Source organism: Sulfuritalea sp., assembly GCF_031426875.1.
Lineage (GTDB): Bacteria > Pseudomonadota > Gammaproteobacteria > Burkholderiales > Rhodocyclaceae > Sulfuritalea.
The window spans coordinates 82,307-106,406 of the sequence record NZ_JASJPC010000025.1 but is presented as its reverse complement, the minus strand read 5'-3'; the positions used below and the strand labels follow the sequence as shown (position 1 = coordinate 106,406).

The following is a 24,100-nucleotide window of genomic DNA, read 5'->3' as shown; positions in this document are numbered from 1 at the left end:
GTATCAGCGGTACCGGCGCCGCGGGCACTGGCACCACCGGCACCACGGGTACCACCGGTACCACAGGTAGGACAGGTACCACAGGTACCACAGGTACCACCGGTAAGACAGGCACCACCGGCACCACCGGTACGACCGGTACGACAAGTACGACCGGTACGACCGGTACGACCGGTACGACCGGTACGACCGGTACGACAAGTACGAATGGCACAGGTATCAGCGGTACCGGCACCAGCGGTACCGGCGCCGCGGGCACTGGCACCACCGGCACCACGGGTACCACGGGCACCATCGGCACCACCGGTACCACAGGTAGGACAGGTACCACCGGTAAGACAGGCACCACCGGCACCACCAGTACGACCGGCACCACCGGTACGACCGGTACGACAAGTACGAATGGCACAGGTATCAGCGGTACCGGCACCAGCGGTACCGGCGCCGCGGGCACTGGTACCACAGGTACGACCGGTACCACGGGCACCACCGGTACCACAGGTACTACAAGTACGAATGGCACAGGTATCAGCGGTACCGGCACCAGCGGTACTGGCGCAAGTGGTTCGGGGGCGACGGCTACGGAGATGGATGGTGGAGGTTTGAAGCCAGGTGCAAAGGCTACCGGAACAAGTGCCACAGGCATTACTGAGCCTGGCGTGGCGGGGGCCACTTCCACGGGCAAGGCCGCGAGTGGCACCGATCCCGGTGAAAAAGATGTAAGGCCGGCAATCGTAGATCAGACACCCGGCGGCAAACCGGCCGAAAATCCCGCCACCGGCTTCGGTAGCGGCAATCCCATGAGTATTGGATCCGGCATCGGTGGTCCCGGCTTGGGTGGCCCGGGCATGAGCCCCGGTTCGGGCATGAGCCCCGGTGCCGGGCCGGCCATCGGAGGCCCGATGGGACCCGGTTCCGGCTTTCGCGGAGGCGGCCCTATGGGACCTGGTGGTGGCAAGCCATGAAATTGTGAAGACCGGAGAAACGCTGCGCAATCAGTTTTCCGGAATACACCGAGTCAATGCAGGCAGCTGACGAACATGGCGTACCGCTTCATCAACTGAGTGCGTCACGAATTTCGAGGGCGGAAGTTTCCTGAAGCTCCCTGAGAGGCTCCCTGGCTGGCTTCAGGGCAACGAGTTGAACGACGATTTCCCGCACAACATTTCGCTCACTCATGACAGCCTCGACCATCGCCGGGGTGGGTTCGAGGCTCGAGCCTTGAAGTTTGAGGAAGTGGGCATGAGCCACCCATAAAGTGATGCCTTCGGTCTTCCAGTCTCCCCGATACCCATAATCGGCCCGCCAATAGTAAGGCTGGGAGAAGTAGCCGAAGCTCTGGAGGAATATGCCGCGCACATGGGTGGGGTCTTCCCAGGCATCGTCACTGGATCCATAGGGGCAGCGGATGGTCATGAGGGCGTCGGGCTTTGCCACGCGCCACAGTTCCTGCATCAGGGGAAGTGGACTTCGGATGTGCTCCAGAACATGGGATAGCAGAAACTCGCCGATGGAACTGTCCCGGAAAGGAAGGAGCCTGCCGCCTTCTCCGGATCCCAGCCTGTCCAGGTCGACCACGACGTCCACTCCGGGAAGGGGCATGGAATCCAGATTGGTCCACCCGTCGAGGATGTTTCGGCCACACCCGACGTTCAATCGGGACGTCCGATCGCCTCCGCCTGAACCAGCATTGAGGCCTGAGCGAGAAAGCAGGGAATCAGATTTGGGACTGAATTTTTTCATTGTTCTCAATTGGCAAAGCGGTCCCGGCGCAGGGCATCTGCGGCGGATCAGGAATGAAGAAGATACTTACTTGGCCTGCGCTTGCACGGTGAAACTCGCCGGCGGATCGCCACGCTGGTATCGCTCCCACATCGTGGCATAGGCGGATTCGATGTGACGGCAGAAGCGATCGGCATCAAACAACGGACAGGTGCCGAGGTTTCGTTCCAGCCTGGCCCGGATTTCAGCCAGCACGGCAGGCGCCGTGGCCAAGCTGAGCGCCAACGCTTCATACTCATCAAGGCTGTGACAAATCATCTCGGGGAGCCCAACGGCATTGAGCAGGCTTGCGGCGACGCGCCCGGCAAAGGTCTCACCCAGGCATGTCAGTACGGGCAACCCGGCCCACAGCGCATCGCTGGCAGTGGTATGGGCATTGCACGGCAGGGTGTCAAGAAACAGATCGGCCTGTCTTTGGCGGGCAAGGTGTTCGCTCATATCAATTCTTGCGGCAAAAACCAGGCGCCCAGGCGCCACACCGCGCTTTTCGGACTCGCGTCGCAGGTTGGCCGATGCAGCCGCATTGTCCTCCAGCAACCACAATACGCTGCCGCTTACCTGATTCAGCAAACGCATCCAGACGTCGAAAATCTCTGGCGCAATCTTGAAATTGTTGTTGAAGCAGCAGAAAACGAAACCGCTCGCCGGGAGTTTGAGTTCCGCGCGGGAAGGTGTGCGCACGCCAATGACGCGCTTACGATCATTAGGCTGATACGAATCCGGCAGGTACACGACCTTCTCCGAATAATGAATCTGGTGCTCCGCAGGGATCAAATAGTGGTCTGCAATGATGTAATCGATATAGTCAGCGCCCATGGTGCCGGGGTAACCCAGGTAGTTCACTTGGACCGGTGCCGGACGGTGCGCAAGGATGCCGGTGCGGCAATTGGTGGTAAATCCCTTCAAGTCAATCGCGATGTCGATTTCCGACTGCAGCATCAGTTGCGCCACCTCGAGATCGCTCATCCCGCCTGCGTCGACAAACTGATTGAACGACGGCTCCAATCGTTCGCGCATCGAGTCCCTCACCTCGGGACCAAAGCATATCGCCGTCGTCTCGAACCTGTGCTTGTCATGCACCTCGAACATTTCAGCCATCAAAAATGCGGTCGCATGATGGTGAAAATCGGCGGACAAGTATGCCACTCGGATTTTGTCGTGCCGGTAACGCCGACCTTGCCACAAAGGCGGCAGCGATGCGGGACATTTGTCGGCGACAAAAATCCGGGCGCACTGCAATTGAGCCGGCGCGGATTGCGAAAAGGTGAGGAAGGGAAACGGAACGATCACGCGTTTGCCGCTCGCTACGGATACTGCGATGCTGTGCGCGCTCTGCTCATGCTGCGCCCAATCGCAACAGAGAATCTGCGTATGCAACAGGTTGCCGGGTCCGTAGTCGTAGTCAGGAGCTATTTGAACTACGTAAGCAAAAGATCTGGCGGCCTCTTCGTATCGCCCCATATCCCGCAATGCGTTGCCGCGATTGTTATGCGCCAGCACAAAATCCGGATTGAGTTCCTGAGCCCGGTCAAAATCTGCCAGCGCTTCGGTAAAGCGTTTCAGGTTCAGCAAAGCAAGGCCGCGATTGTTCAGCACCTCTGCAGAGTCAGGCTTGATCCGCAACGCATTGTCGTAGCTGGCCAATGCTTCTTGATTCCGTTGCAGATCCAGCAACGCGTTGCCATGATTGTTAAGCGCGCCGACATCATCAGGTTGTAGCGCCAGCGTCCGCGCATAGCTGGCCAGTGCTTCTTCCTGCCGTCCCATCTGTTGCAGCACATAACCACGGTTGTTGAAGGCGAGCGCGAAGTCAGGGGCGAATTCGATGGCAAGGTTCAGACTTGCCAGGGCATCGACATGCCGCTTCAGGTTCAGCAAAGCTAGACCGCGATTGTTGTATGCATGCGCGTAGTCAGGTTTCAACACCAGAGCCTGATCGTAGCTGGCAAGGGCGTCTTCGTCGCGCCCAAGCTCGAGCAAGGCATTGCCGCGGTTGTTGAGCGCCTCCGCATCGACGAATGCTTGTACCGATGCCTCACCGCGGCTGGATTGCGTTTCTTGATTCAATTGTTGCATCACATGATCGGTCTGTTGTTGTAAGTGGGTGTTGAACCGTGATTGATTTAATGACCATGGCATTGACGCTCAAGTGAAACGCCCGAGATTCTGCTGTTCCCGTACCGGGTGCCAGAATTGTCGCGAGTCAACTCACTTCGCAGTTTGGATTCCAAGCATATACGCAAAATCAAAGTCTGAATCTCGCCCTATCAATCGAGGGTGAACTTCCGCAGGTAGTTCGCCACCTCAGTCGGCGCTTCTTCGGGCAGGAAGTGGCCGCAATCGAGCGCCGCGCCGCGGACATCGCCGCTTTCTCGCGCCACAGCGCAAGCACGTCGTGGTTGCGGTCGACGAAGCCTCCGGCGCCCCACAGGACCAGCAACGGAATCCCTGGCGGCGACCAGCGTCTGGCCCGGTCGTGCGCGAGTTCGATCCCGGCGGCAGCGCGGTAGTCGTCGCAACTGGCGCGGATGGAAACGGCGAGCAATGGAATAGACCCCGGGCAATGTCCCTTGCCCGAATTTTTCAAGACCTTCCGTGGCGTCACCGTCAGCGGCATCGGGGTCGGCACCTGGATGGGCGACCTTTCGGCGGCCACCGACGCGCGCTATGTCGAGACCCTGGTCCACGCCGCCAGCCGCGGCCTGAACGTGTTCGACACGGCCATCAATTCAACCTCAAGCTCGAAACCCTGGACATCTACTATCTCCACAATCCCGAGGAAGCGATCGCCGGACTGGCGGCAAAAGAGCTGCGCCGGCGGCTGGCAATGACATTTGCCGTGCTCGAAGAAGCCGTCGCCGCCGGCACGATCGGATCTTATGGCCTCGCCACCTGGGATGGACTGCGTGTGGCCAAGGACGATCCCCGCCATCTGTCGCTGGCCACCGCCGTCGCGGCCGCCCGCGATGCGGCGGGAAGCGACGAGCACCATCTGGCGGTGATTCAACTGCCGTTCAACATCAGGGACCATCAGGCGGTGACGCTGCCGACGCAAAAGCTCGGGCGCGCTACCTTGCCCGCGTTGCAGGCGGCCGAAGCGCTCGGGCTCTATGTCATGACCAGTGCCAGCGTCATGCAGGGTGGGGGAACCGCGGCAGCCGATGAAGCCCGCTTGCGGAGGGCGACGCCCGGCCATTCGCTGATCACCGCGGCGCTGCAGGTTTCGCGCAGCGGCCGGGGTGTCGGCACGGCGCTGGTTGGCATGCGGCGCATACATAGCGTCGAGGAAGCCATGGCCGTGGCGCAAATGCCATTGGCACACGAGGGCGCATGAGGGCTGGCGCTTGCCGTATCGCCAACGCCGACTTTCGGGTTGGCTCAGCGTCCCGGCAGCTCGTTCGGGCGCAGGTCGAAGACCAGCACCTCGGCATCCTCGCCGCTGTCGAAGATCAGTCGGCCGGCTTCGCGCACGCGGGCGCCATCGCCGGCCGCCATGGCGATGCCATTGACGCGCAGCGCGCCGCGCGCGACATGGACATAGGCATGGCGTCCCGCCGGCACATCGAATTCCGCGCGTTCGGCGCCGCTTAGCAGGCCGGCATAAACGCGGGTGTCCTGATACACGCCGAGCGCGCCGTCCGCGGCGTCGGGCGCGATGATCAGGCGCAGGCGGCCGCGCTTTTCGGCGTCGGCGAAATGCGTCTGCTGGTAGCGCGGAGCGACGCGCAGGCGGTCCGGCACGATCCATATCTGCAGGAAATGCACGCCTTCCTCGCGCGAGTGGTTGAACTCGCTGTGGCTGATGCCGCTGCCTGCGCTCATCATCTGCACGTCGCCGGGACGGATCACCGAGCCGGTGCCCATTGAATCCTTGTGTTCCAGCGCGCCTTCCAGGACGTAGGAAAATATCTCCATGTCGCGGTGCGGGTGGGTGCCGAAGCCCATGCCGGGTTCCACGCGGTCGTCATTGATCACCAGCAGGTCGGAAAAGCCGACCTGCTGCGGATCGTGATAATGGCCGAAGGAAAACGTGTGGCGCGAAGCTAGCCAGCCGAAGTTGGCGGCGCCGCGCTCGGAGGCCTTGCGCAGTTCGAGCATGTCTGTCTCCTTCGGTCGTCGGTGCTTCAGCGGGTCCAGCGCGCCGCGGTTTCGGCGACGCGGGCGCCGAACAGGCGCGCGGTTTCCAGGTCGCCGGGCGGGGGGCCTTCCTCGGCGCTGGAGTCGGACGGCGACTGTGCCATGGCGCCGGCATAGGAGCCGAGCCAGTTCACGTCGTTGCGGGCGGCCGCCTTGCTGTTGGCCGGCGCCATGCCGGTGCCGACCCAGACCATGCCCTGCTGCATCGACAGGGTGATCATGTAGTGCAGGGTCGACAGCTTGTCGCCGTTCATCGAGCCCGAGTTGGTGAAGCCGGCGGCGACCTTGTTCTTCCACTTCGAGCCGAACCAGGGTTTCGAACTGGCGTCGGCAAAGCGCTTGAACTGCCACGAGGCGCCGCCCATGTAGGTCGGCGAGCCGAACACGATGGCATCGGCGGCTTCCAGCTTCTGCCAGCCGTCGGCCGGCAGTTCGCCTTCCGCGCTGATTTCGAGCAACTCCGCCGTGGCCCCGGCGACGCCGGCGGCGCCCTGGTGCACCGCCTCGGCCTGCTTGCGGGTGTGGCCGTAGCCGCTGTGATAAACGATGACTGCGTGGGACATGGTGTTTCCTCCGGTTTAAATGTTCGATGTTGCCGATGATCGCTGCTAGAATTCTTCTCGAAAATGGCTGGGTCAAGCTTGCACTGAATACTTAGATAAGATGGAGTATCAACGATTACAAGGTGTTCAGCGACGAAACTTTTCATGAGCTATAGTCGAATTTTTCGAATGTTAAATCCTTCCCCATGCTCAAGCTGACGCTCGACGCGATCGAAATCATCGATGCCATCGATCGCGGCGGCTCTTTTGCCGCGGCGGCGGAAGCCCTGCACAAGGTGCCGTCGACGATTTCCTACACGGTGGCCAAGCTCGAAGAACAGCTCGGCTTTCAGCTCTTCGTGCGGCGCGGGCCGCGCGTCACGCTGACCCCGGTGGGCCGCGAACTGCTCAGGGAAGGCCGCTGGCTGCTGCGTTCCGCCGCCGATCTCGAATCGCGCCTGCGCCGCATCGCCACCGGCTACGAGTCCGAATTGCGCCTGGTGCATGACTCGCTGCTGCCGGCCTCCGCCCTGGTCGAGGACATCCGCGCCTTCGAGGCGCTGGACTGCGGCACGCGCCTGCGCATCAGCACCGAAGTCATGACCGGCAGCTGGGAGGCCCTGCGCGAAGGCCGTGCCGACCTGATCCTGGCCGTCGGCGATCCGCCCTCCGGCTTTGCCCAGCAGGCCAAGCGCCTGCACGACATCGAATTCATTTTCTGCGTCGCGCCGCAACACCCGCTGGCGCGTATCGACCGCCCGCTGACGCCCGATGATCTGCGCGCACACACGGCGATCGTCGTCGCCGACAGCGCGCGCCTGCTGCCGACGCGCAACATCGGCCTGCACTCCGGGCAGTCGCGCATCACCGTGTCGAACATCGAGGCCAAGATTGCGCTGCAGATCGCCGGGCTGGGTTACGGCTTCCTGCCGCGCTGCCGCATCGACGCCGCACTGACCCAGCGCCAACTGGTCGCCCGGGACGTCGCCGAAGTGCGCGCCAATGAGCCGCTGTGGCTGGCCTGGAACCTCGAAGGCGAAGGCGAGGCGCAGAAATGGTGGCGGGCGCGGCTGCAGGCGCCGGGCGCCCTGGGGCGGCCCTAGCGCCGTGGCGCCAGCGCCAACTCTTCAACACACGCCGCGATGAATTCACCCGTAACGCCCGCAGCCCTCGATCCCGCCCGCGAACGCATGCTGCTGCTGACCCTGGCCGGCGTGCAGTTCGCCCACATCCTCGACTTCATGATCATGATGCCGCTGGGGCCGATCCTGATGAGGGACCTCGGTGTCGGCACCCACGAGTTCGGTCTGCTGGTTTCCTCCTACACTTTTTCCGCGGCCTTCACGGGGCTGCTGGCGGCGATGTTCGTCGACCGCTTCGAGCGCAAGCGCCTGCTGTTGACCATGTTCGCCCTGTTCGCCGTGGCCACGCTGGCCTGCGGCCTGGCGCCGGGCTACTGGACGCTGCTGGCGGCGCGCGGCACGGCCGGCGCCTTCGGCGGCGTGCTCGGCTCGATGGTGCAGACCATGGTCGGCGACCTGATTCCCTTCGAGCGGCGCGGTCGCGCCAGTGGCACCATCATGTCGGCCTTCTCGCTGTCGACCGTGGCCGGGGTGCCGCTGTCCCTGTATCTGGCCAACCATTTCGGCTGGCGCTTTCCCTTCGTTTTCATCGCCGCGCTGTCCTGCGGCTTCCTGCTGCTGGGCTGGAAGATGCTTCCGGCATTGCGCGGCCACCTGCCCAGCGCCACCGTCTCCGAGACCGAGCGCGCCCATCCGCTGGCGGCCATGGCCGCCGTGCTGCGCGACGCCAACCATCTGCGCGCGCTGCTGTTCATGGCCCTGATCATGTTCTCCGGCTTCAGCGTGATCCCCTACATCACCATCTACGTCACGGCCAATGTCGGCATCCGCCAGGAAGACATTCCGCTGATCTACCTGTTCGGCGGCACCGCCACCTTCTTCACCTCGCGCCTGGTCGGCCGCCTGGCCGATGCGCACGGCAAGATCCGCGTTTACCGCTGGATGGCGCTGTGCTCCATGGTGCCGCTGCTGGTGCAGACCCACATCTGGCCTGTGCCGTTGTGGCTCATGATCATCTGGTCGACGGTGTTCTTCATCTTCGTCCCGGGGCGCATGGTGCCGGCCATGGCCATCGTCACCTCGGCCGTGCAGCCGCGCCTGCGCGGCACCTTCCTGTCGATGAACGGCGCCGTGCAGCAACTGGCATCGGGCAGCGCGTCCTGGCTGGGCGGGGCGATGATCGCCGCCGACGCCTCGGGGCGCATCGTCGGCTACGGCAATGTCGGCTGGCTGGCGATCGGCGCCACCGTGATCGCCATGCTCTTCGTCGGCCAGATCCACCTGCACACCGGCGCACCGCCGCCGGGCGGCAAGGCCTGAACGCGCCAGGCGCCGGAGGGACTGCGGTTCAGGTGCTCAGCGCGTTAACCACGCCGCGGCGACGAACAGTACCGCGGCGATGGCGGCATAGGTCTTCCACGGCTGTTCCTTCTCCGCATAGGGGTCGGTCAGCGCGCGTTCGGCGCCTGGCGGCAGTTGTGCGAGTTGCGTCAGCGAAGTGCCGAAGGGGATGTTGATGCGCGCCCGCGCATTCACCGCCCAGCCGTTGGCGTCGAGGATGGGGCCGAGGTTGCGGCTTCTGAGCTTGAACCAGGCCAGCACCATGGCCGGGGCCGAGATCAGCAGCATCAGGCCGCCGACGGCCAGCGGCATCTGCCACCACTTGAGGCCGAGCAGCCCGCTCATGACGCCGGCCAGGACGGTGCCGATCGCGCCGATGGCAAGGCCGATGGCGGCGAAGATGCCGGCGAACTTGCCGACGTCGAAGGCTTGCGGCGCGGCTGGCGCCTCGACCTTCTTGCCGACGCCGACGGCGGTAGCGCCGAGCTTGCTTTCGACCGCGGCGGCCTTGCCCGCGGCGAGCTTCTGCAACTGTTCGCCGACCATGCGCATCAGGCGCTTGTAGGGCGACCAGAAGGCCTGGCGCAGGCTGATCGGATGCTCGACCAGCTTGACGATGGTGGCGTTCCAGTCGCGGCCCTGGCGATCGTAGAACACGCCGTTGCGGCCGACCATCAGTTGATCGGAATCGCCGGCGGTGAAGGCCGCAGCGATGCTTAGCTTTTCTTCGTTGCCATCACCAACTCGGGTGCAGTCGCAATACACCAGGCAGATGCGCGACAACCCGGCCAGCGCGGCGTGCTTGGCGGCGGCATTGACCGCGACGCAGAGTTCGGCGGAACGGCCGTCGAGATACAGGGTGCCGATCTGGAACGTGGCTTTGCCTTGGTGCGTGTAGAAATCGCGGAAGGCGACGAAGTTGTTGGCCAGCGGCAGCAGGTCGCGCACATAGCGCGCCAGCCGCTCCAGGTCGCGCACGGCCTCCGCTTCGGGCGGCAGGCCGACGGGCCGCGCGGCCTGCCAGGCGACATAGCCGGCGAGCTGGTCCTGCAGCGCCAGCCAGTCGGATTCCGAAATCGCCGCGCGGGCGCCCAGCAGCGGCACCACGGCGGCCTCGCGCAGGGTGGCGATGCGCTGGGCCCAGGCCGGATTGATGCCGGATTCGCTGCCGGCGCCGAGCGGCACCGTGGCGCCAGCGCCAACTCTTGCCAGGGGCAACGCGGCGATATCGGCATGGGCCGCGGAAAGCGCGGCGGCGCCCAGTGATTTGAGGGCATCGTCGGAGGCGTTCAAGGCCTCGCCGGCGCGCATGTCGAAGGCCGCCAGGCGGCAACGGACGAAGAAATCGTCGAGCTTTTCCTTGACCTCGGCGACGGCGGCGCAGGCGGCTTCGGTCGCCTCGCCCAGCGGCTTCACCGTGCTGCCGGCGCTGCTGGCCAAGGCCTCCCAGGCGGCCAGCGCGCGCGCCGAGTATTCGGTTTCGGCGGCGCTGGCGGCCTCGACCGAGACCAGTTCGCCGCCCGCGGGCAGCAGTCCCTGCGCGGCGGCGAGTACGGCCGGATCCTTGATCGCGGCCAGCGGCACGCCGGCCAGCCCGTGCGCCAACACCTCGGCATCGTTGAGCCGGGCCGCGGCCCAGTCGATCGCCGCCAAGAGTTCCGGGGCGCGCACGTGGCCGTCGCTGTCGGTATCGATCAGCGCCAGGCTGCGCGCATCGAATTCGATGCCCTTGACCGGGCAGGACAGCGCAACCCACAGTTTCTGGTCGAGTTCGCGCAGCGCCAGCAGGTCGGCGGCGGTATCGATGCGCACCTGGTCGAAGCCGCCGGCGCGGAAGAATTTCCAGGTGTGGCTCATGGGATTCCCTTGGTATTAACGTGAAATACGTCGCCAAGCGCGACTTGTCTGGTTCGAGCGCAGCGAGCCGATCAATAGCCTCCCCGCGAGGGGAGGACGGGAGGGGCGGGCCCACTTGCCAGCTTGAGGTGCTATGACGCCAAGGCATTTCAAGATGTGAGGGCGGTTCATCGAAGCCATGAGCGTTGGGCAGGATTCAGGCGCGGTCGCCGACAAAGGGGTTGCTGAGGCGCTCCTCGCCAAAGGTGGACATCGGGCCGTGGCCCGCTATGAATTCGACATCGTTGCCGAGCGGCCAGAGCTTGTGCTTGATCGAGTCCATCAGCGCCTGGTAATCGCCGCGCGGGAAATCGGTGCGGCCGATGCTGCCGGCGAACAACACGTCGCCGACCAGGGCGAGTTTCGAGCGGGCGTGGTAGTAGACCACGTGGCCCGGCGTGTGGCCTGGGGTGTGGATCACCTGCAGGGTTTCATTGCCGACGCTGACGGTGTCGCCGTCGTTGAGCCAGCGGTCCGGCGTGAAGGCTTGCGCCGGCGGAAAGCCGAAGCTGCGGCTTTGCGCCACCAGTTGGTCGATCCAGTAGCTCTCTTCCTTCTGCGGGCCCTCGATCAGCACGCCCAGGCGCTGCGCCAGTTCGCCGGCGCCGCCGGCATGGTCGATGTGGCCGTGGGTCAGCAGGATCTTCTCGACGGTGACGCCCAGCCGGGCGGCCGTATCGACCAGCAGCTCGATGTCGCCGCCGGGATCGACGAAGGCGCCGCGCATGGTTTTGGTGCACCAGAGCAGGGTGCAGTTCTGCTCGAAGGGCGTGACGGGAATGATGCGGTATTTCATCGGGGATGCTCCAGGGCGCCTTGCCGGCGCCGGTTTCTAGGGTTGCTTCGCGGCGATCGCCGCAAGCCGCGTGCGCGCCGCCTCGAATTCGAGCCGGAGTAGTTCAAGAGCCTGGCTGGCGCCGGCAATCGTGCCGGCGCGGCCCAGCCGTTCGATCTCCATGCAGTGCAGGCGCATGCGCCGGGCGCCGAGATTTTCGATGCTGGAGAGGTAGCGATGGGCGGCGTTGGCGAGCGCTTCGCTGTCCTCGGCGCGTATCGCCGCGGCGAGGACGTCCAGATGCTCCGGGGAATCGCTGCTGAACAGCTCGATCAGCTCGGCGACCAGGGCCGGCTGCTGCTCGTCCTGCAGTTCCAGCAGGCCCGAGATCCGGCGCGGGTCGATCACGTGCAGCGCCTCGTCGGGATCTGCGCCTGGCGGCGTCTGCCGCGGCGCCTGGTTCACGGCCAGCAGCACGGCGCGTATGTCGTCGAGTTCGACCGGCTTCGAGACATAGGCATCCATGCCGGCGGCGAGGCAGATCTCGCGGTCGCCGGGCATGGCGCTGGCGGTCATGGCGACGATCCGCGGCGCGGCTGCGCCCGCGTAGCGCGCCTTCAGCCGGCGGGTGGCTTCGAGGCCGTCCATTTCCGGCATCTGCACGTCCATCAGGATCACGTCGTAGTTCTGCCGTTCCAGCGCGTCGAGGACTTCGACGCCGCTGGCGACCACGTCGGCGCGATAGCCGAGATGCGCCAGCAGCTGCTGCACCACCTTTTGATTGACCGTGTTGTCTTCGGCCACCAGGATCTTGAGCGGCAGGCTGTCGGCCAGATTCGGGTCGCTGCGCACCGGCTGCCGGTCGATGGAGTCGATCGGCGTGATGCGCATCGCGTGCAGCAGCACGTCGAGCAGGGCCGCGGGTTTGATCGGCTTGTTCAGATAAGCGGCGAAATCGGCCTTGTCCATCGTGCCGTCGCGGGTCCGCTGGTTGGCCACCGAGGTCAGCATGATCAGGGGCAGCGACAGTGCATCGCGGTGCTTGCGGATTTCCAGGGCCAGCGCCAGGCCGTCCATTTCCGGCATGCTCATGTCGAGGATGCCGACGTCGAAGGCCTGGCCATGGCGGATGAAATCCAGGGCCTCGATGCCCGATGCCGCCGCCGAGGGCAGCATGCCCCAGGTCAGGGCCTGCTTGACCAGGATGCGGCGGTTGGTGCTGTTGTCATCCACGATCAGCGCGCGCCGGCCGGACAGCGCCGAGGAGTACTCCTGCAGGAAATTGTTGGCCAGCTGCGGACCGGCCGCTTCGGCCACGATGGTGAAGCAGAAGGTCGAACCGATGCCGATCTGGCTTTCCGCCCACATACGGCCGTCCATCATTTCGGTCAGGCGCCGGCTGATCGCCAGGCCCAGGCCGGTGCCGCCGTACTTGCGGGTGGTCGAGGCATCGAGCTGGCTGAAGGACTGGAACAGCATGGTCAGCTTGTCTTCGGCGATGCCGATGCCGGTGTCCCTGACGGCGAACTTGATCTCGAAGCGGACCTCGTCCAGCGGCGCTCCGGCGACGGTGATCACGACCTCGCCGCCATGGGTGAACTTGATCGCGTTGGACAGCAGGTTCACCAGGATCTGGCGCAGGCGCGTGGCGTCGCTGATCAGCGATGCCGGTACGCTGTCGTCGATGAAGTAGGCCAGGTTGATGTTCTTCTCGCCGGCCTCGGCACTGATCAGGTCCATGGCCTCTTCGAGGCAGCGGCGCAGGTCGAAGGGATAGCGCTCGATTTCCAGCTTGCCGACTTCGATCTTCGAGTAGTCGAGGATGTCGTTGATGATGGTCAGCAGGGCTTCGCTGCTGGCGCGCACGGTTTCGGCGTAATCGCGCTGCTCGTCGTCGATGCGGGTGTTGAGCAGCAGGCTGGTCATGCCGATCACGGCATTCAGCGGGGTGCGGATTTCGTGGCTCATGTTGGCCAGGAACATGCTCTTGGCCTGCATCGCCGCCTCGGCTTTTTCCTTGGCCGCTTCGAGTTCGCGCTCATGCGCCACGCGCGCGGTGCTGTCGCGCAGGATCACGGTATAGATCAGGGCGCCCTTCGTCTCCAGCTTGGAGATCGACGCCTCGGCGGGAAACTCGCTGCCGTCCTTGCGTATGGCATGAATCGCGCGCCGTTCGCCCATTTTGCGGGCGACGTCGCCGGACTGGCGGAAACTCTCGACCAGTTCGCCATGCCCCGGCCGGAAGCGATGCGGCAGCAGCAGGTCGATCGGCTGTCCCTGCGCTTCCGCCGCCGACCAGCCGAAGATCCGCTCGGCGCCGCTGTTGAACAGGACGATGCGCAAGGCGTCGTCGAAACAGATGATCGCATCGTCGGCGATGCGCAGGATTCCCTGCAGTTGGGCGGCGGTGAGATCGGTAGCGGGCAGATGCTGGGCCATCGCGCGTTCCTCAGTGGGCCAGGCCGCGTCGATAATGCACGGCCTCGGCGATATGGGTGGCTGACAGCGGCGCGCCGTCGGGCACTTGGGCCAGATCGGCGATCGTGCGCGCCACTTTGAGGATGCGATGATAAGCCCGCGCCGTGAGGGACAGGTGGCTCATGGCCTGTTTCAGCAACTGCGCGCCGCCGGCATCGGGGCGTGCATGGCGGTCGATTTCATCCGGATCGAGCTGCGCATTGGGTTTGCCCTGGCGCTCGATCTGGCGCACGCGGGCGGCGGCTACGCGGTCGCGCACCGTGGCCGAGGCCTCGCCGTCGCCGCGCGCGGACAGGTCGGCGGCATCGACCGCCGGCACGTCGAGCATCAGATCGATGCGGTCGAGCAGCGGCCCCGAGAGCTTGCCGCGATAGCGCGCAACCTGGTCCGGCGTGCAGCGGCATTTGCCGGCGGGATGGCCCTGCCAGCCGCAGGGGCAGGGATTCATTGCCGCCACCAACTGGAAGCGGGCAGGGAATTCGGCGCGCCGCAGGGCGCGCGCGATGTGGATCTGCCCGGTTTCCAGCGGCTCGCGCAGGGCTTCGAGCACGCTGCGCTGAAACTCCGGCAATTCGTCGAGAAACAGGGTGCCGTTGTGTGCCAGCGAAATCTCGCCCGGCCGCGGCGTGCCGCCGCCGCCGACCAGGGCCGCGCTGGAGGCGGAATGATGCGGTGCGCGAAACGGGCGCTGATGCCACTGCGCCAGCCCGAAACTTCCGGCCAGCGAATGCACCGCGGCGCTCTCCAGCGCCTCGGCATCCGTCATCGGCGGCAGCAGGCCGGGCAGGCGCTGCGCCAGCATCGACTTGCCGGCGCCCGGCGGCCCGCTCATGAGCAGCGAGTGGCCGCCGGCGGCCGCGACTTCGAGCGCGCGCTTGGCCTGTGCCTGGCCCTTGACCTCGGCCAGGTCGGGATAACGGGTGAAAGTTGGCGCTGGCGGCACGGCGAAGGGCGCGAGCAGTTCGCGCCCGGCGAGGTGGGCGCAGACCTGCAACAGGTTCTGCGCCGGCAGGATGCTCATGCCCCGGATCAGTGCGGCTTCCGGCGCGCTTTCCAGCGGCAGCACGAAGGCGCGTGCGGTGAGGTGCTGCGGCCCGGCTTCGCGGCGGATCGCGGCGCACATCGCCAGCGTGCCGCGCACCGCGCGCAAGTCGCCGGAGAGCGCCAGTTCGCCGGCAAATTCGTGGGCATCGAGGCTGGCCGCCTTGATCTGGCCGGAGGCGATCAGGATGCCCAGTGCGATCGGCAGGTCGAAACGCCCCGACTCCTTGGGCAAGTCCGCCGGCGCGAGGTTCACGGTAATGCGCCGCTGCGGGAACTCGAAGCCGCAATTCTGGATCGCGGCGCGCACCCGGTCGCGTGCTTCCTTGACTTCGGTGTCGGGCAGGCCGACCAGGGTGAATGAGGGCAGGCCTGCGGCGAGATGGACTTCGACCGTCACTTCCGGGGCCGCGAGGCCCGCCAGCGCTCGCGAGCGGAGTACGGCGAGCGACATCGACGGCCTTAGCGGGCGGCCGGGTCCGGCGGAGCCGTCTGGCTGCGTGCTTCGAATTCCGCGATACGCGCTTCGAGGGCTTCGAGTTTGGCGCGCGTGCGGGTCAGTACTTGGCGCTGCACGTCGAACTCCTCGCGGGTGACCAGGTCGAGTTTGCCAAACAGGCCGGCGAGCGCCGCACGCAGGTTCTTTTCGACATCGCCGGCCGGTGTCGCCGCCAGCAGGGATGACACGCGGGCGGACATTTCGTCGAGCAGTTTGGGATTCAGCATGTTGTAGGAGCGCTTTGGTTTGACGAGGAAAACGTCTTCTGGTTTCAGCCTGGGACCAGGCCGGTTTCAGCGGCGCCAAGCGCCACGGCCGGAGCCAAAGTCTAGCACAGCGACGCCGCCGGCCGGGCTCGCTGCGGGCGCTGCACCACGACGGTGCGCCGTGCGTCCGCCGGGGGCTCAGTTTGGTGCGGCGGCATCGCTGTGGCACCGCGAGCTTATATCAAGCCATTGATTATAAATGTAATAACTGTCTGGCACGGTCTCTGCATAAAGCGAGCTGTAGTTTTTCTATTCTTCCAAGGAGCATAACCATGCGCAAATCCCTGATCGCTGCCGCTGTCGCTGGCCTCGTTTCCCTTCCGTCGCTCGTCATGGCCCAGGCTGCCGCGCCGGCCAGTCCGCACACCTTCACCGGCAACGTCGGCTTCGCTACCGAATATCTGTATCGCGGCATCGCCCAGACGCGTGGCAAGCCCGCGTTGCAGGGCGGTTTCGACTACGCCCATGCCAGCGGCTTGTACGCGGGGGCCTGGGGTTCCAACATTTCGTGGATCGGCGACGCAGTCGCCGGTGCCAGCGCCAGCCTGGAAATCGATGTCTATGGCGGCTACAAGGGTTCGTTCGGTGGCGACTTCGGTTACGACATCGGTGTGCTGACCTACAACTATCCGGGCACGGGCAAGACGGTTACCGGCGTCCAGGAACTCAAGCAGGATACGACGGAAGTGTACGGCGCCCTGTCGTGGAAATGGCTGACCGTGAAGTACTCGCATTCGACGGGTGCTTTGTTCGGATGGCCCAAGAATCCGGGCGCACTTACCGACAAGACGACCGGAAGCGGCTACCTCGAACTCAACGCCGCCTACGACCTGGGCAACGGCTGGGGCATCACCGGCCACGTCGGCGACCAGAAGGTCAAGGGCAACGGTCCGGCCTCTTACTCCGACTACAAGCTCGGCGTGACCAAGGATGTCGGTTTTGGCGTGGTCGGTCTGGCCTATTCCAGCACCAACGCCCAGGATTCCTGCACCGGTGCCGCAGCCACCACCGCCAACGATGTGTACTGCTTCGTGAACAACAATGGTACGAATGCTTACTCCGCAGGCAAGGACAAGCTCGTGGCCACCTTCAGCAAGACGTTCTGATATTGATCGAAATCCCGCCGGCGACCCGGCCGGCACCGGCGGGATGAAATGTGCTCTGCATGCCTGGGATTCCGCTTCGCGGGCAGGCAAAACTTACCCAAGCTCCTCCAATTTTTAAAGGAAACAGCCATGAAACTCGTCACCGCCATCATCAAGCCGTTCAAGCTTGACGAGGTACGCGAGGCCCTTGCCGCCGTCGGCGTGCAGGGGATCACCGTTACCGAGGTCAAAGGGTTCGGCCGGCAGAAAGGTCATACCGAGCTCTATCGCGGCGCGGAATACGTCGTCGATTTTCTGCCCAAGGTCAAGGTCGAAGCGGCCATCCGCGACGACCTGCTCGACCAGGTCATCGAAACCATTGAGAAATCCGCCAGCACCGGCAAGATCGGCGACGGCAAGATTTTCGTCTTCGACGTCGAACAAGTCATCCGCATCCGCACCGGTGAAACCGGTGAGGAAGCTCTGTAAGGGAGACCCAAAATGAGAAAATTGCTAGCCATTCTGCTGACGGCCCTGACCGTCGGCATCGCCGGCGGCGCCTCCAGCGCCTGGGCCGACGACAAGCCGACGACCGAGGCTGCGGCACCCGCCGCGACGCCTGCCGCCACTGCCGCGGCGCCTGCCGCCGCTGCCGAAGCTGCACCGGCTCCGGCGGCGACGCCGGCACCTGTGCCCAACCGCGGCGACAACGCCTGGCTGATGGTCGCCACGGCCTTCGTCATCCTGATGAGCATCCCCGGCCTCGCGCTGTTCTACGGCGGTCTGGTGCGCGCCAAGAACATGCTGGCGGTGTTGATGCAGGTGTTCGTCACCTTCTCGGTGATCAGCGTGCTGTGGGCCATCTATGGCTACAGCGTCGCCTTCACCGAAGGCAACGCCTTCTTCGGCAGTCTCGACAAGCTGTTCCTCAAGGGCATCACGCCGGATTCGGCGGCGGCCACCTTCAGCAAGGGTGTCGTTGTCTCGGAGTTCATCTTCGTCGCCTTCCAGGGCGCCTTCGCAGCCATCACCTGCGGCCTGATCGTCGGCGCCTTCGCCGAGCGCATCAAGTTTTCCGCCGTGCTGCTGTTCATGGTGCTGTGGTTCAGCTTCAGCTACCTGCCGATGACGCACATGGTCTGGTACTGGACCGGTCCGGATCCCTACACCACGGCCGAAGCCGCGGAAAAGGCAACGGCCACTGCCGGCTACCTGTTCCAGAAGGGCGCGCTCGACTTCGCCGGCGGCACGGTGGTGCATATCAATGCCGCCATTGCCGGCCTGATCGGCGCCTACCTGGTCGGCAAGCGCGTCGGCTACGGCAAGGACTCGATGGCACCGCACTCGCTGACCATGACCATGATCGGCGCCTCGCTGCTGTGGTTCGGCTGGTTCGGCTTCAACGCCGGCTCGGCGCTGGAAGCCAACGGCACGGCGGCGCTGGCCTTCGTCAATACCTGGCTGGCCACCGCGATGGCGGCGACCTCCTGGATGGTGGCGGAATGGCTGATCAAGGGCAAGCCCTCGATGCTGGGTGCTGCTTCGGGTGCCGTCTCCGGCCTGGTGGCGATCACTCCGGCAGCCGGCTTCGTCGGCGTGGTCGGCGCCCTGGTCATCGGCCTCGCGGCCGGTGTGATCTGCCTGTGGGGTGTCAATGGTCTGAAGAAGCTGCTCGGCGCGGACGATTCGCTCGACGTGTTCGGCGTGCATGGCGTCGGCGGCATCCTCGGTGCGTTGCTGACCGGCGTCTTCGCCGCGCCCAGCCTGGGCGGCAGCGGCATCTACGACTACGTGGCGAACAAGGTCGCGGACAACTACGACATCATGGGCCAGGTGATGATCCAGGCTACCGCCGTCGGCGTGACCCTGGTCTGGTCCGGTACCGTGGCCTTCGTCTGCTACAAGATCGTCGATATCTTCATCGGTCTGCGTGTGCCGGAAGACGAAGAGCGCGAGGGTCTCGACATCACTTCGCACGGCGAGTCGGCCTACCACAACTGACCTGTCTCCCTCGCCCCCTTCGTCAGGAGGGGGCGGCCGCAGAGCTTCCTCACTCTTCCTGCGGTTCTTGATCGGGCGCCTTCACGGCGCCCGATTTTTTTATCCCGTAGGAACCAGCTTGCTGGCGATGGGCGTGGCTTTCGCGAGCAAGCTCGCTCCTACGGCGTTGGCGTAGCTGACGGGAGCCGGGCCTGCTTGCCGAAGGCGAGGCAGGGGTCCGGGCGCTCGGCGCGCGGCGTGAACCAGATGACGTCGTAGGGAGCGATGCCGCCGATGCGTTCGTTCTCGTATTGCGCCGGCGCCGTGTTGCCAGCACCAACTTCCACGAATCCGATCGACAGCACGCGGGTACCGGGACGGCGTGCCTCAAGATAACGCGGCACGCCGACGTCGCGCCGGGCATGGCCGCGGCCGAGAATGAAGACCACGCCCCGATCCAACTGGTCCAGCGCCGAGTCGGCCAGCGTCGCGTCGCGCAGGCGCTGGGCGAGGACCAGGCCGTCGCGCAGTTGCGGCGAGACCTTGCCGCAGTGCGAGGCCTCGATCAGGCCGGTCATGTAGGTTTGCCGCGCATCGTCCCAGACCGCCAGGAGTGCGAGACGCCGCTGCTCGCCGACGGCCAGAGTCGCAAAGCCTTCGCGCACCACCGGGCGCGTCGCACCGCGCGGCAGGTTGGCCGCCCGTAGCGGAATCCGTGTCGAGTCGGCCAGCGCCACCAGCGGTCGGTAAAGCGTCCAGTCCCAGCCGCGCATCAGCGGTGCAAGATCCTTGCCGGCCTTGCGTGCCTCGTCGATCGCGGCCTGCTGGTCGTTGTCGAACTGCTCCATCAGCAGGGCCGGCCGGGCGCCTGCATCAAGCCGCGTCTGCAGTATCCTGAGTTGCAGGCGATGGTGTTCCGGATTGTCATGGGTCTCGCCCAGCAGCAGCGCTTCCGCCTGGCCGGCTCGGCGCAGCAGTTCGGCTTCGTCGATGAAGCGGCCGGCGGCCACATCCCAGAGCCGTCCGGCAAGCGGATGGTCCATATCGAGCAGGGTCCCGGGCGGGACTTGGGCGCAACTCGTCAGCAGCAGGACGGAGAAGAAGGCGGCAAGCAGGCGCGGCCGCGCGCGAAGGTGCAGGGAATGCATCGGCCCATCATAGCAAGCAGCGGCGCCGGGCAGCCGCCGGCTACTTCTCGGCCTGCCGATCCAGCAGGTCCAGAATCTCGCGTGCCGGGGTGATTCCGGCCTTCTCCGCCTCGCCCAGCCAGCGCCGGGCTTCGCCCAGATTCTGTGCCGTGCCCCGGCCGGCGGCATAGAGGCGGCCGGCATTGAACTGCGCCGGCGGGAAGCCGCTCTGGGCCGCGGCAAGGTAGTACTCGAAGGCTGCTTTTTCGTCCTTGGCGACGCTGCGGCCCTTCTCGTACAACTCGCCGAGATTGTTACGCGCCGAAGCTTCGCCCTGTTTGGCCGCCTCGCGGTAATACCTTGCGGCGCGCGCCGCATCGACCTTGCCGCCAATGCCTTCGGCATGCATCCAGCCGAGCAGGGACTTGGCGCTGGCCCGGCCGTCGTTTGCGGCGCGTTCCAGGCGGGAAAAGGCACAGGGCGCATCCGGGGGTTGCGCTTCCAGGCAGATGCGCCCGAGTCGCTCGTTCGCCCCGACATGGCCGCCATCCGCGGCTTCCTTCAACAGCGCAAAGGCACGCGCCGGGTCGTTCTCCTCGATGCATTGGGCGTGGCGGAACTTGGCGCCGCCGAAACCCTTGTCGAGCGCCGCGGCAAAGTGTGCGCAGGCGCGCTCGACATTGCGTTGTTCCAGCATGCCGTGCAAGGCGAGTGCGCCGAGCGCGTATTCGGCGGCGCCGATGTCGCGCGCCGACAATGTTTCCAGGCCGGGGCGCGTGTCGGCGAAGCGGGTCTGGATCTGCTCGCGGTAAGCGTTGAAGAGCTCGTCGTCGCCGCGCGACAGCGCGCGTTCCGCCGCACGCGCCGAACGTAGCGCGAGCAGGGCAAGCTTCTGCCGCGACGAGCTGTCATCGGGGTCGGCCTCCAGTGCTTTGCGTAGGGCAATGGTCTCGCCGCTGATGACCTCCAGTTCGCTGACCGGATCGATCTGCGCCGGCGCCGCGGTCTTGGCTTTTCGGGCAACGGCGCGCGGCTTGTTTGTTTTGGCTTTTTGCTTGGCCGCCTCCGCGTCGACCTGACGCGGCTTGGCTTTCGCCCAGGCATCGCCAGCAGGTGCCATGGCCAGTCCCAGCGCCACGGACAGGCAGATTGCAATGCGGTAATATTGCTTTAAATCAAAATTTAACGACATATTGATGAAGTCATTCCTCTACTCAGGCGAGATTCTGCGCAAGGCTGTTCTGGCGGCCGCGCTGGTTCTCGTCGTGCATCCTGCCGCGGCGCAGAATGTAAACGAGGATGCGGCGGAAACGCTGGCCAAGGCGGGCCACTGTTTCAAGTGTCACTCCGTCGAAAAGGCCAAGAAGGCGCCATCCTACAAAAGAATCGCGCAGAAATACAAAGGCAAGCCCGATGCCGAAGCTGTCTTGATCAAGCATCTTTCGGGCAGCAAGTCGGTCACGGTCGAGGGCGGCGGCGACGAACAGCACGAGCCGCCGCCGGCCAAGGACGCCGCCGACCTGAAGAATCTCGTGCACTGGATCTTGTCGCGGGGATAAGCGGGAAATCGAGGCAGGCGCGACACCCGCCGCCGAACGCCGGGATATGTCCGCTCGTTCCTCGCCGCGGGCATATCCCCCCAGGGGATACCGTCCGCTCGTCCGCCGCGGACATATCCCACCGGGGGATACCGTCCGCTCGTCCCTCGTGGACATAAACGAAGCAGGCCGCGCATGGCGGCCTGTTTGCTTGGTGCATGACCCGAATTACCAGCTCTTGACTACCGCCGAAACCCCGAACACGTGGTTGCTGTAACGCGGCGCCTGTTGGCCGGTAAACAGCACGTTGACGTTGGACGTTGCGCCGACATCGCTGAGCGCCCAGTCATAGGAATTGAGGTTTTCGTAGAGGTAGTTGAAGCGCCAGCTCAACTGCTTGCTGTAGTCCCACTTGGCGAAGAGTTGCAGCGTGTGCAGCCGGCTCCAGGTATCGGGTACGGGTTGCGCGGCAGCCAGGCCGCTGTTGGTGGTGATTCCGCTCATGCCTGTGCCCCGATTCAGCACGTAGGTGCCGCCGAAGTCCCATTTTTCCTCGGGCTGCCACTTGAGGCCGAATCCGACCGTGTGGTCGCGGTAGATCATGTCGCCGTTCCAGTTGTTGGTCTCCAGTGCACCCGAAGTGTTGCCCCGCGACCAGACCCTGCCGGTTTCCCTGACGCCGGTCTGCGAGAAGTTGGTGAAGGCAAAGGTCGTCAGGTTTTCCTCGGGCTGGTATTGCAGGTCGAGGCTCGCGCTGCCGCCATCGGCACTCTCGCGCCCCAGGCAGGTGCCCGAAAGGGCGGCGGTGACAGCCAGCGGCTGCAGTGCGTCCGAGAACTGACCGCAGTTCGGGCCGCGCATTTTCTGCTGGTAGCCATCGACGCTGCCTTGCAGACTGACCGTCTCGCTGACGGTCCAGTTGCCGGCTGCGCGCAGGCGATCCTCGTTGAAGTCGGCATACATGAAGGAGCGCATGCTGGGATTGTTGGTCAGCCGGCCGGTCGCGCCGGCCTGGAAAACCGGATCGGTATAAGTGTTGCGGAAGTAGACATTCTTGTCGTAATCGGCGCCGCGGCGCTGAGTGCGGCTATAGCCAACGCTGCCGAGGAACTCGTCGGAGATCGGCCGGCGCAGCTCGAACGACAGTTTGTTGGTCTGGGTATCGGTCCGGTCGCTCAAGCTGTATTTCTTGTTGCTGTGCTCGAGCCCGGCGCGCAGTACCGTTTTTGCCGCTATTTCATAGTCGCCTTCGAGGCTCAGCTTGTTTTCGGTAGTGCTGACCGGCGCATTGGTGCGAATGGTTGCCCCGGCCACGGGCACGCCAGCTGCGCCATCACGGCCGATATAGGCGTATTGGGCTATCGGAGTCCGGTTGTCGCTGTCGCGATACTGGTAGGCAACCTTGAGATTCATCTTGTCGATTGGTTTTGTCGTCAGCGCAATATCGAGCAGCGTGTTGACGACCTTGCCGTCCAGCGAACTGCGCGGGAGCCCGGCGGTGGTACTGGCGGCCACGGTTGTGCCGTTGGCCGAATAGGGCAGGAAGGCTTCGTTCTGGCGTGCGATACCGTAGCTGTAGGTCGCGGAGAGGCGCGTTGTCTTGCCGAAGCGGTAGGCGCCGGTGGCAAAGATCTGGTGGTGGTCGTTGTCCGGCGCCAGCGAAAGACGCCCCAGCGTACCCAGTATCGAGCCCGGATCCTGAACAGTGAACGCGTTCAAGCCGTTGCTGAAGCGCGAGTAGTTGTAGCCGAGCTGGAACTGGGCGAGCTTGGAGGTGTAGGACAGCACGGCCTCGATCTGCTGCGTCCTGTCGTCGATCTGATAGGGCAGGATCGCCGCTTCGCCGCTGGGCGCAAACGACATTCCGGTCATCCGGGTGCCGTCGCGACGGTCTTCCCGGTAGCTGACCTTGTAGTCCCACTCGTTGCCCAGCAGTCCTTTCAGACCGAGGCGGTAGATGTCGCGGCCGTGCTGGATCTCGAAGGGCTGCAGCAAGGCCGGGTTCATCGTGGTCGGATTGGTGACCCACGCCCTGGCCGGCAAGGTCAGGTTGCTGGTGCCGAGTCCCTGGTGAATGAACATTGCGGATTCGGTTTGCGACTTCTTCAGGCCGTCGAAGCTGAACGATGCGTCCCAGCGGCCCTGCACGCCGCCTTCGGCCTTGAACTTGCGTGAGTCGAGGCCGAGGTTGGCACCATGAATCTGCCAGTACTGTGCATCGTTGGCCTGATCGCGGGAGAGCCAGTTGAAGCCCGCGATGGGGAAGGCACCCTTGTCGGTGAGGCCCGAAAACTGGCCGAAACGCACCGAGTCCTTCGAGTTGTAGCCGACGCCGAGTTCGACATAGTTATCGGCCCAGCGCGACATGTCGGCATCGCGGAACATGACCTCGGAATCTCGGAAGAGCTTGATCGTCAGCAGCGGGTCGGCGAGGGCGGGTGCCGCGGCAAGCGACGCGAGCGCGGCGCCGACGGCGAGGACGACGGTGCGGCGGCGAAGCGGCGCGTGGATATTCTGTTTCATGGCATCAC

Annotated in this window: 20 protein-coding genes; 8 read left to right on the top strand and 12 right to left on the bottom strand. The window is 64.8% G+C overall.

The window, feature by feature from the left end; all coding sequences use genetic code 11:
• Window positions 1-1,056 precede the first annotated feature (1,056 nt).
• Both RMO95_RS12165 and RMO95_RS12160 read right to left on the bottom strand, forming a co-directional pair.
• Window positions 1,057-1,578, bottom strand: a complete 522-nt coding sequence (locus RMO95_RS12165; RefSeq protein ID WP_310450902.1) for a methyltransferase domain-containing protein — start codon at window positions 1,576-1,578, stop codon at window positions 1,057-1,059.
• Between the two features lie 231 nt (window positions 1,579-1,809).
• Window positions 1,810-3,921 carry a tetratricopeptide repeat protein gene (locus RMO95_RS12160; RefSeq protein WP_310450901.1) on the bottom strand — a complete coding sequence of 704 codons (2,112 nt, stop codon included), beginning with the start codon at window positions 3,919-3,921 and terminating at the stop codon, window positions 1,810-1,812.
• Between the two features lie 431 nt (window positions 3,922-4,352).
• On the opposite strand from RMO95_RS12160, the gene RMO95_RS12155 reads away from it, so the two are divergent.
• Window positions 4,353-4,613: a hypothetical protein gene (locus RMO95_RS12155; RefSeq protein ID WP_310450900.1), complete on the top strand. Its 261-nt coding sequence runs from the start codon at window positions 4,353-4,355 to the stop codon at window positions 4,611-4,613.
• A complete protein-coding gene (locus RMO95_RS12150) occupies window positions 4,610-5,116 on the top strand; it encodes a hypothetical protein (protein ID WP_310450899.1) in 507 nt (168 codons plus the stop codon). The genes RMO95_RS12155 and RMO95_RS12150 overlap by 4 nt, the downstream gene beginning before the upstream one ends.
• A 44-nt stretch (window positions 5,117-5,160) precedes the next feature.
• Here the strand turns inward: RMO95_RS12150 and RMO95_RS12145 are convergent, their stop codons facing one another.
• Together RMO95_RS12145 and RMO95_RS12140 are read right to left on the bottom strand one after the other, a co-directional pair.
• Window positions 5,161-5,880 carry a pirin family protein gene (locus RMO95_RS12145; protein ID WP_310450898.1) on the bottom strand — a complete coding sequence of 240 codons (720 nt, stop codon included), beginning with the start codon at window positions 5,878-5,880 and terminating at the stop codon, window positions 5,161-5,163.
• Between the two features lie 26 nt (window positions 5,881-5,906).
• Window positions 5,907-6,482, bottom strand: a complete 576-nt coding sequence (locus RMO95_RS12140; RefSeq protein WP_310450897.1) for a flavodoxin family protein — start codon at window positions 6,480-6,482, stop codon at window positions 5,907-5,909.
• A 185-nt stretch (window positions 6,483-6,667) separates the two neighbouring features.
• On the opposite strand from RMO95_RS12140, the gene RMO95_RS12135 reads away from it, so the two are divergent.
• Both RMO95_RS12135 and RMO95_RS12130 read left to right on the top strand, forming a co-directional pair.
• A complete protein-coding gene (locus RMO95_RS12135; protein ID WP_310450896.1) occupies window positions 6,668-7,564 on the top strand; it encodes a LysR family transcriptional regulator in 897 nt (298 codons plus the stop codon).
• A 39-nt stretch (window positions 7,565-7,603) separates the two neighbouring features.
• Window positions 7,604-8,863 carry an MFS transporter gene (locus tag RMO95_RS12130; RefSeq protein WP_310450895.1) on the top strand — a complete coding sequence of 420 codons (1,260 nt, stop codon included), beginning with the start codon at window positions 7,604-7,606 and terminating at the stop codon, window positions 8,861-8,863.
• Between the two features lie 36 nt (window positions 8,864-8,899).
• Here the strand turns inward: RMO95_RS12130 and RMO95_RS12125 are convergent, their stop codons facing one another.
• The 5 genes from RMO95_RS12125 to RMO95_RS12105 all read right to left on the bottom strand — a co-directional run bounded on the left by RMO95_RS12125 (window position 8,900) and on the right by RMO95_RS12105 (window position 15,800).
• Window positions 8,900-10,741, bottom strand: coding sequence for a hypothetical protein (locus RMO95_RS12125; protein ID WP_310450894.1), 1,842 nt, complete (start codon window positions 10,739-10,741; stop codon window positions 8,900-8,902).
• Window positions 10,742-10,937: 196 nt separating this feature from the next.
• Window positions 10,938-11,576 carry an MBL fold metallo-hydrolase gene (locus RMO95_RS12120; RefSeq protein ID WP_310450893.1) on the bottom strand — a complete coding sequence of 213 codons (639 nt, stop codon included), beginning with the start codon at window positions 11,574-11,576 and terminating at the stop codon, window positions 10,938-10,940.
• 36 nt (window positions 11,577-11,612) lie between these two features.
• Window positions 11,613-13,994, bottom strand: a complete 2,382-nt coding sequence (locus RMO95_RS12115; RefSeq protein WP_310450892.1) for a response regulator — start codon at window positions 13,992-13,994, stop codon at window positions 11,613-11,615.
• 10 nt (window positions 13,995-14,004) lie between these two features.
• The gene (locus tag RMO95_RS12110; protein WP_310450891.1) at window positions 14,005-15,528 is read right to left on the bottom strand and encodes a YifB family Mg chelatase-like AAA ATPase; all 1,524 of its coding nucleotides are present in this window, start codon (window positions 15,526-15,528) and stop codon (window positions 14,005-14,007) included.
• 8 nt (window positions 15,529-15,536) lie between these two features.
• Entirely contained in the window at window positions 15,537-15,800 is a 264-nt protein-coding gene (locus RMO95_RS12105) for an accessory factor UbiK family protein (protein WP_310450890.1), read from the bottom strand.
• Between the two features lie 311 nt (window positions 15,801-16,111).
• On the opposite strand from RMO95_RS12105, the gene RMO95_RS12100 reads away from it, so the two are divergent.
• The 3 genes from RMO95_RS12100 (at window position 16,112) to amt (ending at window position 18,925) form a co-directional block, all read left to right on the top strand.
• Window positions 16,112-16,945: a TorF family putative porin gene (locus tag RMO95_RS12100; RefSeq protein ID WP_310450889.1), complete on the top strand. Its 834-nt coding sequence runs from the start codon at window positions 16,112-16,114 to the stop codon at window positions 16,943-16,945.
• 129 nt (window positions 16,946-17,074) lie between these two features.
• Window positions 17,075-17,413: a P-II family nitrogen regulator gene (gene glnK / locus RMO95_RS12095; RefSeq protein ID WP_310450888.1), complete on the top strand. Its 339-nt coding sequence runs from the start codon at window positions 17,075-17,077 to the stop codon at window positions 17,411-17,413.
• A 12-nt stretch (window positions 17,414-17,425) separates the two neighbouring features.
• Window positions 17,426-18,925: an ammonium transporter gene (gene amt, locus RMO95_RS12090; RefSeq protein ID WP_310450887.1), complete on the top strand. Its 1,500-nt coding sequence runs from the start codon at window positions 17,426-17,428 to the stop codon at window positions 18,923-18,925.
• 158 nt (window positions 18,926-19,083) lie between these two features.
• Here the strand turns inward: amt and RMO95_RS12085 are convergent, their stop codons facing one another.
• Both RMO95_RS12085 and RMO95_RS12080 read right to left on the bottom strand, forming a co-directional pair.
• The gene (locus tag RMO95_RS12085) at window positions 19,084-20,052 is read right to left on the bottom strand and encodes a ChaN family lipoprotein (protein WP_310450886.1); all 969 of its coding nucleotides are present in this window, start codon (window positions 20,050-20,052) and stop codon (window positions 19,084-19,086) included.
• A 40-nt stretch (window positions 20,053-20,092) separates the two neighbouring features.
• Window positions 20,093-21,151: a tetratricopeptide repeat protein gene (locus RMO95_RS12080; RefSeq protein WP_310450885.1), complete on the bottom strand. Its 1,059-nt coding sequence runs from the start codon at window positions 21,149-21,151 to the stop codon at window positions 20,093-20,095.
• A 76-nt stretch (window positions 21,152-21,227) separates the two neighbouring features.
• On the opposite strand from RMO95_RS12080, the gene RMO95_RS12075 reads away from it, so the two are divergent.
• A complete protein-coding gene (locus tag RMO95_RS12075) occupies window positions 21,228-21,590 on the top strand; it encodes a c-type cytochrome (protein ID WP_310450884.1) in 363 nt (120 codons plus the stop codon).
• A gap of 207 nt (window positions 21,591-21,797) precedes the next feature.
• Here the strand turns inward: RMO95_RS12075 and RMO95_RS12070 are convergent, their stop codons facing one another.
• Window positions 21,798-24,092 (bottom strand): MtrB/PioB family decaheme-associated outer membrane protein, encoded by a 2,295-nt coding sequence (locus RMO95_RS12070; protein WP_310450883.1) that lies wholly within the window; start codon window positions 24,090-24,092, stop codon window positions 21,798-21,800.
• Window positions 24,093-24,100: the final 8 nt, after the last annotated feature.

Coding starts and splice junctions, on each gene's coding strand:
- RMO95_RS12085 (WP_310450886.1), bottom strand. CDS start 20,052: ATGCATTCCCTGCACCTTCGCGCGCGGCCGCGCCTGCTTGCCGCCTTC.
- RMO95_RS12160 (WP_310450901.1), bottom strand. CDS start 3,921: ATGCCATGGTCATTAAATCAATCACGGTTCAACACCCACTTACAACAA.
- RMO95_RS12070 (WP_310450883.1), bottom strand. CDS start 24,092: ATGAAACAGAATATCCACGCGCCGCTTCGCCGCCGCACCGTCGTCCTC.
- RMO95_RS12140 (WP_310450897.1), bottom strand. CDS start 6,482: ATGTCCCACGCAGTCATCGTTTATCACAGCGGCTACGGCCACACCCGC.
- RMO95_RS12080 (WP_310450885.1), bottom strand. CDS start 21,151: ATGGCACCTGCTGGCGATGCCTGGGCGAAAGCCAAGCCGCGTCAGGTC.
- RMO95_RS12075 (WP_310450884.1), top strand. CDS start 21,228: ATGAAGTCATTCCTCTACTCAGGCGAGATTCTGCGCAAGGCTGTTCTG.
- RMO95_RS12115 (WP_310450892.1), bottom strand. CDS start 13,994: ATGGCCCAGCATCTGCCCGCTACCGATCTCACCGCCGCCCAACTGCAG.
- RMO95_RS12110 (WP_310450891.1), bottom strand. CDS start 15,528: ATGTCGCTCGCCGTACTCCGCTCGCGAGCGCTGGCGGGCCTCGCGGCC.
- RMO95_RS12150 (WP_310450899.1), top strand. CDS start 4,610: ATGACATTTGCCGTGCTCGAAGAAGCCGTCGCCGCCGGCACGATCGGA.
- RMO95_RS12130 (WP_310450895.1), top strand. CDS start 7,604: ATGAATTCACCCGTAACGCCCGCAGCCCTCGATCCCGCCCGCGAACGC.
- amt (WP_310450887.1), top strand. CDS start 17,426: ATGAGAAAATTGCTAGCCATTCTGCTGACGGCCCTGACCGTCGGCATC.
- RMO95_RS12125 (WP_310450894.1), bottom strand. CDS start 10,741: ATGAGCCACACCTGGAAATTCTTCCGCGCCGGCGGCTTCGACCAGGTG.
- RMO95_RS12120 (WP_310450893.1), bottom strand. CDS start 11,576: ATGAAATACCGCATCATTCCCGTCACGCCCTTCGAGCAGAACTGCACC.
- RMO95_RS12105 (WP_310450890.1), bottom strand. CDS start 15,800: ATGCTGAATCCCAAACTGCTCGACGAAATGTCCGCCCGCGTGTCATCC.
- RMO95_RS12135 (WP_310450896.1), top strand. CDS start 6,668: ATGCTCAAGCTGACGCTCGACGCGATCGAAATCATCGATGCCATCGAT.
- glnK (WP_310450888.1), top strand. CDS start 17,075: ATGAAACTCGTCACCGCCATCATCAAGCCGTTCAAGCTTGACGAGGTA.
- RMO95_RS12145 (WP_310450898.1), bottom strand. CDS start 5,880: ATGCTCGAACTGCGCAAGGCCTCCGAGCGCGGCGCCGCCAACTTCGGC.
- RMO95_RS12100 (WP_310450889.1), top strand. CDS start 16,112: ATGCGCAAATCCCTGATCGCTGCCGCTGTCGCTGGCCTCGTTTCCCTT.